The organism is Telmatocola sphagniphila (assembly GCF_018398935.1).
GTDB classification, from domain to species: Bacteria; Planctomycetota; Planctomycetia; order Gemmatales; family Gemmataceae; genus Telmatocola; species Telmatocola sphagniphila.
This window is the reverse complement of the sequence record NZ_CP074694.1, coordinates 6,101,656-6,115,660: the sequence shown is the minus strand read 5'-3', so window position 1 is coordinate 6,115,660 and position 14,005 is coordinate 6,101,656. Positions and strand designations below refer to the sequence as shown.

9 protein-coding genes are annotated in these 14,005 nt (G+C 54.4%); 8 read left to right on the top strand and 1 reads right to left on the bottom strand.

Going from position 1 to position 14,005, the window contains the following annotated elements; all coding sequences use genetic code 11:
- The first annotated feature begins 1 nt into the window (after nt 1).
- Both KIH39_RS24445 and KIH39_RS24440 read left to right on the top strand, forming a co-directional pair.
- Nucleotides 2–2,500, top strand: a complete 2,499-nt coding sequence (locus KIH39_RS24445) for a circularly permuted type 2 ATP-grasp protein (protein ID WP_213496445.1) — start codon at nt 2–4, stop codon at nt 2,498–2,500.
- A 6-nt stretch (nt 2,501–2,506) separates the two neighbouring features.
- Entirely contained in the window at nt 2,507–3,379 is an 873-nt protein-coding gene (locus KIH39_RS24440) for a transglutaminase family protein (RefSeq protein WP_213496443.1), read from the top strand.
- A gap of 19 nt (nt 3,380–3,398) precedes the next feature.
- Here the strand turns inward: KIH39_RS24440 and KIH39_RS24435 are convergent, their stop codons facing one another.
- The gene (locus KIH39_RS24435; protein WP_213496441.1) at nt 3,399–4,331 is read right to left on the bottom strand and encodes an aldo/keto reductase; all 933 of its coding nucleotides are present in this window, start codon (nt 4,329–4,331) and stop codon (nt 3,399–3,401) included.
- Nucleotides 4,332–4,697: 366 nt separating this feature from the next.
- Between KIH39_RS24435 and KIH39_RS24430 the strand changes: the two genes are divergently transcribed.
- From KIH39_RS24430 to KIH39_RS24405, 6 genes are all read left to right on the top strand, one after another.
- The gene (locus KIH39_RS24430; protein ID WP_213496439.1) at nt 4,698–4,961 is read left to right on the top strand and encodes a carbon storage regulator; all 264 of its coding nucleotides are present in this window, start codon (nt 4,698–4,700) and stop codon (nt 4,959–4,961) included.
- 391 nt (nt 4,962–5,352) lie between these two features.
- A complete protein-coding gene (locus KIH39_RS24425) occupies nt 5,353–6,870 on the top strand; it encodes an MraY family glycosyltransferase (RefSeq protein ID WP_213496437.1) in 1,518 nt (505 codons plus the stop codon).
- 43 nt (nt 6,871–6,913) lie between these two features.
- Entirely contained in the window at nt 6,914–9,274 is a 2,361-nt protein-coding gene (locus KIH39_RS24420; RefSeq protein ID WP_213496435.1) for a polysaccharide biosynthesis tyrosine autokinase, read from the top strand.
- An 85-nt stretch (nt 9,275–9,359) separates the two neighbouring features.
- Nucleotides 9,360–10,142: a tyrosine-protein phosphatase gene (locus KIH39_RS24415; RefSeq protein ID WP_213496433.1), complete on the top strand. Its 783-nt coding sequence runs from the start codon at nt 9,360–9,362 to the stop codon at nt 10,140–10,142.
- Nucleotides 10,143–10,506: 364 nt separating this feature from the next.
- Nucleotides 10,507–11,952 (top strand): hypothetical protein, encoded by a 1,446-nt coding sequence (locus tag KIH39_RS24410; protein WP_213496431.1) that lies wholly within the window; start codon nt 10,507–10,509, stop codon nt 11,950–11,952.
- A gap of 67 nt (nt 11,953–12,019) precedes the next feature.
- Entirely contained in the window at nt 12,020–13,981 is a 1,962-nt protein-coding gene (locus KIH39_RS24405; RefSeq protein ID WP_213496429.1) for a hypothetical protein, read from the top strand.
- Nucleotides 13,982–14,005: the final 24 nt, after the last annotated feature.

Genomic DNA, 14,005 nt, shown 5'->3' with positions numbered 1-14,005 from the left:
CATGCAGTCTCCGATGCAACCGATGAGTTCCTTCGCCTACGCACCGCTCGAAGGTTGCTTCGATGAAACTATCGAGGCCGATGGAACTTTTCGCGCGGCCTGGGATCCACTGCAACAGCGCTTCCATCGATTGGGAGTTACGGAACTCAAACGTAAATGGAATGAAGCCCGGCAGATCATCCGAGAAAACGGCGTTACCTACAACGTCTACGGCGATCCCAATGGCATGGATCGCCCCTGGGAGCTCGATCCCATCCCGCATCTGATCAGTGCGAAAGAAGCTCGGATTCTGGAAAACGGATTGGTTCAAAGAGCTCGACTGCTCAACTCGGTACTGGCCGATCTTTACGGGCCGCAAAAGTTGTTGCACGCCGGCGTACTGCCCCCGGAGTTGATTCTCGGCCATCCCGGCTTTCTGCGTCCCTGCCACGGCTTGCATGTGCCGGGCGGCAACTACTTGCATATCTACGCCGCCGACCTGGGTCGTGGCCCCGATGGTCAGTTTTTCGTATTGAGTGATCGAACCCAGGCCCCCTCCGGAGCGGGATATGCACTGGAAAACCGGATTGTCCTCTCCCGCATGCTGGTGGAACCGTTCCGCGACTGTCGGGTTCACCGTCTGGCTCATTTCTTTCGAAGCCTTCGCGACTCCCTACGCAGTCTCGCCCCCCACAATCGCGACAATCCCCGAATCGTGGTACTGACTCCCGGGCCGCACAACGAAACCTATTTCGAGCATGCCTACCTAGCCCGCTACCTCGGCTTCACGCTGGTGGAAGGAAACGACCTGACGGTCCGAGACGATCGAGTTTATCTGAAAGTGCTCGGCGGCTTGCAGCCGGTCGACGTGATCCTGCGGCGGCTGGATGACGATTTCTGCGATCCGCTGGAACTACGCATCGATTCCTATCTGGGCATTCCGGGACTGGTACAGGTAGTCCGTTCAGGCAACGTCGCGATTGCCAATGCTCTCGGTTCCGGCCTGGTGGAGACTCCGGCTTTACTGCCGTTCTTACCCGCCATCTGTCGATTTCTGCTCAATGAGGAGTTGCGACTTCCCTCGGTGAATGCCTGGTGGTGCGGCCAAAAGGAGAGTCTGGAACATGTCCTGGAACATCTGCCCAGCATGGTTCTGAAGCCGGTCCATCCCAAGAAAATGAGCCGTCCCATCTTCGGGCAGCGCCTGCTCGCCTCCGAACGGGAAGCTCTGATCCGCTCTTTGAGGCAACATCCGCAGGATTATGTAGCGCAGGAACAGTTGCGATTATCCACCTCCCCCGTCCTCAATCAGGATCAGCTCGAGCCACGACATATTGTGCTGCGAACCTACCTGTGCAATACCGCGGACGGTTACACGATGATGCCGGGGGGCTTGACCCGCGTCACTCGCGATGCCGATTCGATGGTAGTTTCGATGCAGGAAGGGGGTGGCAGCAAAGATACCTGGTTTTTATCCGAAGCTCCGGTCAGCAACTTCAGCCTCCTGCATTCCTCCGCTCGTCCGGTGGAACTCACTCGCGGCGGTAGCGATCTTCCAAGCCGGGCCGCCGATAATTTGTTCTGGCTGGGACGCTATACCGAGCGGGCCGATGGGAAGTATCGCCTCTTGCGCGGACTGATGACCCGCTTGGCGGAGAAGACCGATCCGGCGGATACACCCGAAGTTCCATTTCTGGGCCGGGTCCTCAGCATCCCTTGTGTTTCGATTGCCCTGAAAATTGAGCCTGCAACTGTCTGGGGCGAGAAGGAGATTCGCCGGGAGATTTTCGACACGAACAAAATCGACAGCCTCGCTTCCCTGCTCCACTCGATTCACCGAGTGGCCGGGACAATTCGCGATCGGGTCTCCACGGATATGTGGCGGGTGCTGACCAGTCTGAACGAATTTCCCGACGAGGAAACCGAACTCGGCGAAGTTCTCGATTTGATCAACCGACATATCAGCACTCTGGCGGCGTTTGGCGGGCTGGCGATGGAAAGTATGACGCGCTCGCAAGGCTGGCGCTTCCTCGATATGGGCCGGCGTCTCGAACGTTCGCTGCACTTACTGCGGCTCCTGTTCGGCACGCTGATCCATCAGAGTCCTGCCGAAGGGAACCTCCTGGAAGCCGTTCTGGAAATTGCCGATAGCTTGATGACCTATCGGCGAAGGTATCTCAGTAGTCTGCAGGCTGCTCCTGTGCTGGATTTGCTCTTAGCGGATGAAAGCAATCCTCGTTCGCTGGCATTTCAATTAGTATCTCTAATGGAGGATGTGGAAGCCTTGCCACGCGAGGCCAACTCGCCGGGACGTTCCGCGGAAGAACGGTTGATGCTTTCCTGCGTGACGACCTTGCGTTTAGCGGAGATTTCCGAATTGTCGGAAGTCGATTCGAAGGGAGTCCGGACCAGACTGGCGGAATTATTGAGCAAGCTGGAAACCGATCTCTGGAAATTATCCGATACCATTACCCAGCATTACCTGATTCATCTGCAACGCACCCGGCACCTGGCCGTCTGACACGCCATGATTTATCAGATATCCCACAAGACGATTTACGATTACTCCGATCCGGTTTCGTTGTGTCATAATCTCGTACATCTGAAACCCCGCAACGGCGCTTTGCAGCATACGCTCGATTTTCTGCTGACCGTGGAACCCGAGCCCGCGGTGATGAGTGAGTCGGTCGATTTCTTCGGTAATCTGACAACGCACTTCACGCTGCAGGAGCCGCACAGGAAGCTGGTGATCCTGTCCGAACACAGGACCGAAGTGCTAACGGGATCGACCCCTGACCCGGCTGGAACGATCCCCTGGGAGGAGGCCGCGGCCCGTATCCGGATGGCTCGGGATCCCGCCGCGTTGGATGCGCTCCAGTACACCTTCGATTCCCCTTATGTGGGCCGGAATGAAGAACTGGCCACGTTTGCACGAATATCTTTCACGCCCGGTCGGCCCTTACTCGAAGCGGTGATGGATCTGACAAATCGCATTCATACCGAGTTCGAGTACGATCCGCATTCGACCAATCTCAGTACACCGCTTTTGGAAGTGCTGCGGACGCGAAAGGGTGTCTGTCAAGATTTCACCCAGCTGGAGATGGGCTGTCTGCGTTCTCTCGGATTGGCCACTCGCTATATCAGCGGCTACCTGATGACCATCCCGGCACCCGGCAAACCCCGACTGGTGGGGGCCGATGCCACTCACGCCTGGCTGTCGGTCTATGTGCCGGGTTATGATTGGATCGGAATCGACCCAACCAACGATCTGATTCCCGCGGACCAGCATATTTTGGTGGCCTGGGGGCGCGATTACGATGATGTCAGCCCGATCAAAGGGGTGATCATGGGCGGCGGGCAACACACGGTCACTGTGAGTGTGGATGTGCTGCCGGTTTGAAAAATCAAGCCCGCTTGAATCAAGTCTTCCAATTCCCCGCAAACCAAGTCTGATTATGCACCGGTTTCAAAATCTCCAATACCTTGGCCAGAAGCTGCGGATCGGGCTTTTGAGAAAGTGCCTGCAAGTTGGTTTGAATCTCTTCTTCGGTTGAGGCCCCCGAAATAACACTGGATATCCGGGATTCGGCCAGACAGAACTGCATTCCCAAAAGTGAAATATCGCTCCCGCGATTGCGGCAATGCTCCGCGGCTTTCCGACAGGCGGCCTTAATTTCCGGAGACGCCGGGTGCCATTCAGGCGGCCCCTGATTGGTCAGCAAACCCATAGAAAGGGGGCTGGCGTTCAGGACACCGACTTCAAACTTCTCCAGAGTTGGGAGCAGTTCATCGATCAAACGAGTGTTTTGCAGACAGAAATTGGAATAAGTGATGATCACATCGATCTGGCAGGTCTCGATGACCTTTTTCAGCAGACTGAGCGGGTAGCAAGACATCCCGATGAATCGGCATTTGCCTTCTTTCTTCAAGGCGTGCAGAACGTCGCGGGTTTCCGTAAAGACCTTTTCAAAATTATCAGTGAATTCAATGTCATGTGCGATCAGGATATCGAGGTAGTCCGTTCTCAAACGTTTGAGCGATGCTTCGACACTACGCCGCATGGCTTCGGGGCTGAAATCGAAAGCAGCGCGGTCATTTCGCCCAGCTTTACTGCAGAGAATAATTTTTTCGCGCCAGCCGTGCTGCAGGACTTCACCGAGATTGCTCTCGGATTTTGTCAGGCCATAATAGGGCGAAGTATCGATAAGGTTAATTCCGGATTCAATTGATCGGACGACCGTCCGACGGATCTGGTCCAGGGTGAGATTTCCATAGATGTTCCCGAACGCGGCCCCGCCGAGACTCAGGGCGGAGACATTGAGGCCGGTTCTACCTAAAGGTCGCAGTTGCATGAAAAACCCTAAGTTTCGTATAAAATATCAAGAGCGAGTTTGTAATAGCCACAATCGGCCTTGCAAAATCGAAGTAAGATTTCCAGCCCATGCACGAATTACCCAGTGGTTGTTTCTTATACAACCGCGCAAGTCGTTGCTTTTTTTCGCGTTATCGTGAACGAAAAGTAACGATTAGCCGTCTAGACTTATGAGAACCAACACCTGGGTGTTAAATTGGGTAGTATTTTGCGGCTGAAAAATTACCCAGATTAATACGGAAGATTTTTTTCCAACACCGGTTCGTGGTTCAAAATTTTGGTCTACTGTTTGCATAGGAGCTTTGCAACTAGTTTATCTTCTCACCATACATCCAAGGAGGGTGTCATGTTAGTTCTGTCTCGCAAACCTGGCGAAGAAATCATCATCGACGATCACATCCGAGTCACCATCGTTTCGATCAAGGGAGATCGCATACGAGTTGGAATCACTGCGCCGGAAGCCGTCTCTGTGGACCGCGCGGAAGTGCATGAACGAAGACACTCTTTCGTTGATATGAATGTCAGTCCGAAACTGGTAGGTGCCTCGGATACAAGTGTCCGCCTGAACCAGACGACGATCATCCCCCAAGGCGAAGCAGCCTCCAATTAAACCGGAGTTTAAATGCTGTATCTAACACCTGGAGCGGTGCTTACCGCTCCGAATATCTTTTTTTATTGGTCTGAATAAACCGGATTCTCCGCCAGACCGTCAACACCCCTTAGAATTCTACACTTATAATTCTTGGACAGGCTTACCTGACCGGGTATAATTTCACGAACTGTACCTGGGCTAGGATGGTATTTGGCCGGGACTTACGTTGATTTAGCCAGGACGGCACCTCTATTGGTTGTACCTCTATTGGGTGGTTGGAAGTTGAGCGTTGCTACCGATTCCGATTATCGGCCCAACGGCTCGAATTCTGCTCTCCCGCTTACGTCACAACTATTACTCTCCCTGTACTTGATTGACAGCGATTGGCGTTCCATCGAAGGGCTTTTCCGTGTCCGATGAATCCAAGCTGGCACTATTGCTACTTTTCGGCTTCAGTGCTGTTTGTTCGCTAATCTTGGTACCCATTATTCGCGATACTGCGCACCGAATTGGGCTAGTGGATGCCCCGGACGGTCGCCGCAAGCACCAATCCAAGCCGATTCCGCGCGCGGGTGGTTTGGCGATTCTGCTGGTTTCCCTATTGGGAATAGCACTCGCATCGACCCTTTCTAACTGGCTGGACTTCGATTTTCAGATGACCGGCCGACTCTTCTCCCTGGTACTTGGCTCGATATTAATCGGGCTCGTCGGCCTGCTCGACGACTGGCGAGGCATGCGAGGCCGGCATAAACTCCTCGGTCAAATCGCGGCGATTTCGATTCTGGTTTTTCCAGGAAAGATGCTGATCTCCGAACTGAACTTCCTGGGCACCTCCATCGATCTGGGAATGACGGCCGGGGTAGTCTTCACCTTCTTCTGGATGCTGGGAGCCATCAACGCCCTGAATCTCATCGATGGTATGGATGGCCTGCTGGGCAGTATCAGCTTCATGTACTGCCTGACCTTCGTCACCATGTCCTTGATGCTCGGAAATCTTTATGTGGCCGTGATCGCAAGTATCCTGGCCGGTTCGGTAATTGGATTCCTTCGTTACAATCTTCCCCCGGCTACTGTCTACTTAGGCGACTGCGGGAGCATGGTTCTCGGCTATTTCCTGGGAGCCATGGCCATTCAGGGAAGTATCAAAGGACCTGCGGTTGCCACCGTCTGCATTCCAATAGCCCTACTGATTCTGCCAATTTTCGATACGACCGCCGCGATCCTGCGAAGAAAACTGACCGGGCGAAGTATCTACACCACAGACCGAGGACACCTGCACCATTGCCTTCAGAAAAGCGGTTTGAGTCGGCAGAGTATTTTGCTCCTGGTCGGCGGAATGATGCTGATCGTCGCTTCGGGCGTCCTGGCTTCGGTCTACTGGAAGAACGAACTGTTTGCCCTGATTGCAGCGATGGCGGTTACGGCCTCCCTGGTCATGACCCGGTTGTTCGGCCATGCGGAGCTTCATCTGCTGAAAAGCCGGGTGCGAGCCATCGTCACTTCGATTTTGAAAGTGAAATCGGAAAATCACGAAAACGAACTCCAGGTTCGGCTCCAAGGCACGGCCGATTGGAATGATATCTGGCTGGAACTGGTTTCGGCCGCACGCACGATGAATCTCCAGAAGCTGTGGCTGGACGTCAATGCCCCGGCGTTGCACGAAAGTTATCACGCCCGGTGGGACCGGGCCGCCGGTCAGCAGGAAAATCCGAGCGACTGGAAAGCAGAAATCCCCCTGTTCTACGAGGGGCATGCCATCGGACGCTTAACCGTAGTGGGACAGCCCGACACGGAAACGATGTGGGATAAATTGGCCACACTAGCCCGAATGGTCGAGCATACCGAACGGTGCTTGACCACAGTCACTCGCCAGTTAGGCGAGGAAGCGGTGGCCGTCAATGTTCAGGAAGAAACAATAGGCATTTGATTCTGGTGTCTCGAATCCAGCCCAACTTTTTGAGGATTTACCCGTGGCGGCAGTAGTCGAATATCCTTCACAGAAAATTGTGCTTCACCCTCCGGAGGGGCCTCACACACCCACCCCGCATGCCAGCAGCGGCGGTTCGGATCTGATGCGCGTACTCTGGCGACGGAAGACACTGGTCATTTTCGGCATTATTGCGGGCATGGTGGCCGGTTTCATTTTCTACACCCAGAAACGGCCGGTGTACGAATCTTCCGCTCGTATCATGGTCTTCAACCGCAAATCGGCGGCCCAGGATAGCAGCGTTATCGACAGTCGGCAGAACTTCATCATCGACTTCATGGCGGGCCAGGAAGCCCTGGTTCGATCGACTGAGATTCAGCGCCGTGCCGCCGATCACCTGCAAAAGAGTACTCTGATAGAGCCGCCCGCGGAGTATGTCTCTTATGTCGCCAACGGCCTGACGGTTTCCCGCTATCGGGACACAACCACGGGAGCCGTCAGCAATATTCTGAACCTATCTTTTCGATCCCACAATCCTTCCGATGCCCAAACCGCACTAGCCCAAGTCTATGAAGGCTATAACGAGTCACTCAAGGAAAGCATCACCGGTTTGACCGATCAGGCTTACAAGGAATTGAAACGGAATTTGGATAATCAGAAAGAGCGAAAAAAGACCATCGACAGCGAGCTCATTAACCGTCGGACTAAGTTGTCTGAAACAAGCACTTATACCTTTGAGCAGCTCTCTCAGAAAATCGGCCTGGATCTGGAACGGGAGCGGAATCTGGTACTTAAGATTAGCGATTATGACTACACCATTCGTCAGATCGAGAATAGTCCCAAAGACACTACGCAGCGTGCGCAGCTGATGGCTCAGCTTAAGAAGGACGATCCTTATCTGAAAGACAAAGCCTTCGAACTCAAGAATGCTCAGAACGTCGAGGAATCGATTCTGGCTCTGCAACTTACCCTGAGTGAAAAACTCACTGCCATGGGCAAGGAACATCCCGAAGTGCAGGCCGTGGATCGCCGCATCAAAGCCTTAAAGCAGATTATTCACGATCGTAACAAAGATACGGATAATTTGAACTTCTCCGTGGATCCTTTATCCTGGTACCGCGTTTATGTCGAAGGGGAGTTAGCTAAAGATAAAGAGAAACTGAAAATAATTCAGAAAGAAATAAACGCCGATAAATTAGTACATAGCGTACTTTCCAAGCTGACAATTGAAGAAAAATCTTTGATGCTCACTCAGGAACAGCTGGACCGAGAAATTAAAACTCTCGAAAACCGTATCGACACCATTTCTGTGAACCGGGATAGTCCTACAACTGAAGCTAAACTCATTACTCCTCCGGAAATGGGCGTGAAAGTCGCTCCGCTGCCGATGCAGTATCTGGCCATAGCCGGTTTCCTCGGTTTGATCGCCGGTTGTGCTCTGGCTTATCTTGCGGAAATGACCGATCGCAGCTTCAAGTCACCGGATGAAATTCGCCGTCGACTCGGCACCCAGATCATCGGCCATATTCCGGTACTGCGACCGCTCGAGGAAGATAATCCCAAGTTCGATATGATCGACGGAAAATTAATCACGGCCATCAAATCGAAATCGGTGGAGTCGGAAGCTTATCGAGGTGTGCGAACCTCGCTCTACTTCAACACTCGCGAAAAAGGCCACCAGATTATTCAAATCACCAGCCCGAACGCCGGGGATGGAAAATCGACCCTGGCGGCCAACCTGGCTGTGTCGGTCGCTCAATCAGGCAAAAAAGTCATTCTGATCGATTGCGACTTCCGCAAACCGCGAGTTCACAAAATCTTCGGTCTCGATCAGAAGAGCAAGTCCGAAGTGGGTATCGTCTCCGTTCTTCTGGATCAGGTAGAACTCTACTCGGCCATTCAGGAATGCGAAGAAATACCGGGCCTGTGGTTACTCCCCTGCGGACCGCGACCGGAAAACCCCTCTGAACTTCTGACCTCACCGAAATTCACGGAACTGCTCAGGAAGATTCGCGACGATTTCGAAATCGTGATTCTCGATACGCCGCCGTTGTTGGCCGTGAGTGATCCGTCGATCGTTTCGACCCGCGTCGATGGCGTGATCCTGACGATGACCATTTCCAAGAACGGTCGGCCGGCCGCCGAACGTGCCCGGGAAATGCTGGCAGGTGTCGGGGCCAATCTGCTGGGAGTCGTGGTGAACAATTCCAGCCGCGGCGGTAACGGATACGGCTACGGTTACGGCTATGGTTACGGTTACGGCTACCGCGATGGTGGCTACGGCACGTACGGTTACGCTTACAGCGAGCCTTATCGCGAAGCATACACTGATGACGCCCCGGCGGAGTCCGACAACTCGAGCTCCAGCAGTAGTATCCGTCGAAGGCTTCGCCAAAAGGGCTGATAGGCGATGGCTATGCCCGTGAACCTCGCCCGGGTTCACTTCTTAAGGATGAGGCTCTTTTCCGCCCTCGGGTGAAAGTTTACCAATGCTCTCTTTCGTCGATTTACACGTTCACCTGCTCTGGGGTCTGGATGATGGCCCCCGAACTCTCGAAGACGCTTTGGAAATGTGCGCACTGGCGGTGGCGGATGGAACCGGAACAGCCGCGGCCCTGGCACATCAAAATGAGGGTTGGCCCGATAATACTCCCGAGCGGATTCGCCAGGCAGTATCGGAATTGAAGCTGCAGCTCGCCGTCAATCAGATTCCACTGAATGTCGTCCCCTCCTCGGAAGTCATGATTCAACTCGACTTCGAAGAATCGCTCACCGAAGGAAAGTATCTGACGGTTGGGGATCACGGGCGATTTCTTCTGGTGGAACTCCCCGCGAACATCTCGCTCGACATCCGGCCGATTGCCGATACGCTCTTACAGCGGAACATCGTTCCCATCATCGCCCATGCCGAACGCTATCCGGATGTCTTCTACCATGAAGGCTTCGTTGAAGAACTGGTTCACATGGGCTGCATAATCCAGGTGAATGCCGGCAGTATCACCATGCCGCAAGCACGCCGGGAAGAGAAAATTCTCAAGAGCTGGTTTCAAAGAAATCTCGTTCATCTGGTCGCTTCGGATGGACACTCCACCGTTCGACGACCTCCCAAGATTCGCTCGGCTTACGATCGTATCTCCCATTGGACCAATCAGGGGGTGGCGGATAGAGTCTGCAGTCTGCACGGCAACATTATCATCAACAATCTTCCCTGGCGGCCTCTGCCGATCATTCCGGCCCAGACGCGGACGTGGTTCGACAAACTCTTCTCCTGATTCTCCAGCTTGCCCGAATCGGTTGAAATTCCGGTTTCTGAATATCTCTCCAAAGCGCGCCCAACCGCCGATTTGAAGTCTCCCCGACAAACTGGGGAAGCTATGTAAGTTGCGGCTCGATTCCCGAGCTGCTTGCAGACAGTTTTTGCCATTTCCCAGTGAAGATTTCCTTCGCTTCGACCGAACTTGACACCTCTCTCTCCTCTGCTATTGTCCACCTTCTTATAGGACCAGGCGTACCCTGACGAAGAGGTCACGGATGGCGCGGCGGATAGCGTATTTCGGAATCAGTCTCGCAGCTTTATCACTGCCAGCCTGCCTTTCAGTCGATAACGACCTCCCTCCTCACTTAACGGGGCGAGGGATGGATCGCATCCGACCGACTCAGCTCCCCACGCCCGCTCAAGTGAGTACGCCGGCCGCCACGACTCCGGCAACGGCCCTGCAAACCAGTTCGATTCCCAATGGTTCAACGCCCACTCCGGCTTCGGGTCCGTTTGTGGGAATGCCGGGCATCACTCAGCAAACTGCAGTGCCGAGTCTGCCCGAAACGGATAGGACTGCCCCGGCACCGAAAACAGATGCCGCCGTGGAGCAGACGCAATATCAGCAACCGCCGATGCTGCCGAAACTGCCCGTAGTCGAGAATACACCGAAGCCGCTCCCAGTTCCGGCACCGAACGAGGAACTACCGGCGACTCTGCCGAACGAATCGCTCCCGGCGCTACCCAATGTTGTGGCTCCCGACTGGGATGTGTTGAATTCCAAGCTTGGCAACCCCAGTCCGAAGATTGAAGAGAAACCGACTAACAAGGTCATCCCGATCGGAGATGTAACGCCCACGGAACCGACTCCGGAAATCAAGGATCATCAAACGAGGAGCCCGGCCGAACTGGGTGATCCGTTCCCCCTGGGCAAAACGAAACCGATACTGCCGAAGGAGGAGAATCCGACACCGGAGAAGAAGGTCGATCCTCCGCACTCTGTATCTCAGGTCGAACCACCGGTTCGACCGATTCCCGCCCCGAAAGAGGAGCTGCCGGTATCCCCTCCGAAAGTCGATCTCGAAAAGGTCCGTTCGGAGAAGCCGCCGATGGTTGTCGTTCCGGTGCCCGAAGCGCCGCAATCGCCGATGGATTCCCCTTTGATTGTGGCGCTTCGATGCATGCAGCAGAACCGAAACACCGAGGTGTTTGAAGCTCTGAAGAATTACGATTCGGGCACGCAGGAGATGCTCTCGAATCTCATGCATCCCATTCTTCGCATCAGTGAAGTGGGAATGAGAAATCTCTCTGCCGAGGAAGCCAACATAGTCCTGGATCGATTGGAGATCGCCGCGGATCAGGTGCGTTCCAAAGCCGCTTTTACGGCCGGCCGCATCTGCTACGTGGAGAAAGCGAGCCGATACGGCAACTACATCAAGGATCTTCGACCGGCCTTCCAACCCAACACTTATGTGGATGTGTACATCGAGATCCGAAACTTCTCGACGGAAATACGCAAACTGACTGGTAACCGGAGTTATGAGGCTCCGGAAAATGGCTATTACGTTCGACTCAGCAGCCACTGGGAACTGCGCGATGCCGCCGACAAAGTTGTCAGCACGGATGCCGATTCCCCGGGCGAGGTATTCACCGAGTTTATTCGCGAATACCGCAGTCTGCCGCGAGATATGTATTTTGTGAATCGGGTGATTGTCCCCCGGAATATCCACCCTGGTGTCTACACCCTCTGGATTTATGTAACCGATATTCCGACGGGACGAACGTTAAGGCGACCGCTGGAGTTCCGCGTTGCTGGAAAATATTAACCGAACGATTCGGGGCTGATGAAACCCCTAGTTGCCGCAAGGATTGCCGCGAAAGAGGGTCCCAATTATGCAACCACTATTCCGCTCGCTCTGGCCGCGAGCTGCCGCCGCTCTTCTGGTGGGGAGCGGTTTTGCCGTTTCTCCCGCCTATGCCCAGATGGCGCCTATCTACGTCAAGAATCCGAATCTGCGCCTACCCATTGTCATGGAGGAGGCGGTCCGCAGGAATATCGCGGAAGTGAAACTCTATGCGAAGTTCCAAAATGACGACTGGCAGTGCGTCGGTACGGCCTCGGCCGATCAGAAAGCCTTCGAATATCGCGCTCCGCAAGACGGATCGTACGCCTTTCTGTTCGTTCTCGTGGATCGCAACGGCAAAAACTATCCGAGCTCGTTAGCGCGGGCAGTCCCTCAACGGTTGGTAGTTGTCGATACGGTGCCGCCGGAGGTTCGGCTCACACCGATTCACGCGGCCAATGGCGATATTTGTCTGCAGGCAAGCATCGTCGATGCCAACCCGGACTATGCCAGCTTGAAACTCAGCTATAAGGCTGCAGACGGATCCTGGAAAAATCTCGAAAATGCCACTGCCGACTCGCCTCAACTTTTTACCGTTCCTCATCCTGGTATCCTGGCGGGTGCAATTCGCATGAAAGTGCGGGATCGAGCGGGGAACGAGACCGAAAAAGAGATTCGCGTCGGCGATAAAATTTCAGCGGAGACAAGCACCTCCAAATCGATCACTCGAACGGCTTTCGACACGCAATCATTGACTCTGCCGCGCCCGTCGGAACCTACGCTGACGGTCCGTAACAGCGAAATCAAAACGGTCAGTTTCGAAGTGAATGAGGTGCAGCAACCGGCCTGGCCCAAGTTGATGCCGCAACCGGCTATTATGCCCGAAATGCCTTTGACCGCCGAGCTTTCCAATCAGATGTCCAGCGGCGAGACGAAACCCAAAGCCGCGGCATCCACACTTTCTGACATACCGCTACCCAAACCAGACCAGATCCAGATCGAGCCGGCGTTGTTACCCAAGATGACCGCGTCGGGAGAAAACGATCTTCCCAAGCTGCCAGCGATGAACTCGACGCCAGCTGTGAAGCTGGATGCGTCCCCTCTTCCAAAGTCGCCCGTTTTGGAAGGTAATGATCTTCCAAAACTACCGAGTATGCCGTCGACACCGGATGTGAAAATCGAGACCCCGGCTTTGCCGAAGACGGCCGTGACGGCAGACAATGACCTTCCCAAGCTTCCTCCGGTTCAAACCGCCAAACTGGAAATCAAGTCCACGGTGGAAGATCTGCCGAAACTGCCCGCACTCGATGTGCACGAGAAGCCCGTTACACCTGCATTAACGAAACCTCAGCCGAAGTTGGGTATCGAGATTCCTCAGAATCTCCCGGACCTGAAGGGGGATGCGATCGCAGGACCGCCGGTGCTGCCAGACTCCCCCTCGGACGCTAAAACATCGTCTTCCCCGACCCAACCTGGAAAAGTCGGCGAGGTCGATCTTAAACTCCCGGAAATACCCAAATCGATTCCGAGCGCGCTTCCAGTGGCCATACCCAGTATGACCCAGGAACTCCCGAAACTGCCAGAAAAGGATTTCGAACTTCCCAAGCCCGGCGATAATTCGCGCGAAGCTCGAATGCTACCTGTAGATCAGACCTCCGCTTCCGCATCCCCCAAGATGGGGCGCATTCCCGAAAAAATGCAGCTCAAGCAGACCATTCCCCTTTTGAAAGTGACTTCGAGGAATTGCACGCTGGACTATACCTCGGATGTGCGCGGCGACTCGCGAGCCGACTTCTGGATCACTTCGGACGAAGGGACTACCTGGAAACCGTTGCGAAATGAGGCCGGTCTGGGCCAGGGATTGCGCATCACTCTGCCCGGCGAAGGAACGTTTGGTATTCGAATCCGGCCCACCGGCGGCAGCCAGCCACCCGTAGCGGGAGAACTCCCCGATTGCCGGATCGAAGTGAAACTTGGCGATGCACCTTCTCTGCTGCTTCCTACCAAATAGGCTAAATTGGCACTCTTCCTTTGA

Excerpts from the sequence above, each read along its gene's own strand:
- KIH39_RS24415 (WP_213496433.1), top strand. The coding sequence starts at position 9,360 with ATGCTCTCTTTCGTCGATTTACACGTTCACCTGCTCTGGGGTCTGGAT.
- KIH39_RS24410 (WP_213496431.1), top strand. The coding sequence starts at position 10,507 with ATGGATCGCATCCGACCGACTCAGCTCCCCACGCCCGCTCAAGTGAGT.
- KIH39_RS24430 (WP_213496439.1), top strand. The coding sequence starts at position 4,698 with ATGTTAGTTCTGTCTCGCAAACCTGGCGAAGAAATCATCATCGACGAT.
- KIH39_RS24440 (WP_213496443.1), top strand. The coding sequence starts at position 2,507 with ATGATTTATCAGATATCCCACAAGACGATTTACGATTACTCCGATCCG.
- KIH39_RS24405 (WP_213496429.1), top strand. The coding sequence starts at position 12,020 with ATGCAACCACTATTCCGCTCGCTCTGGCCGCGAGCTGCCGCCGCTCTT.
- KIH39_RS24445 (WP_213496445.1), top strand. The coding sequence starts at position 2 with ATGCAGTCTCCGATGCAACCGATGAGTTCCTTCGCCTACGCACCGCTC.
- KIH39_RS24435 (WP_213496441.1), bottom strand. The coding sequence starts at position 4,331 with ATGCAACTGCGACCTTTAGGTAGAACCGGCCTCAATGTCTCCGCCCTG.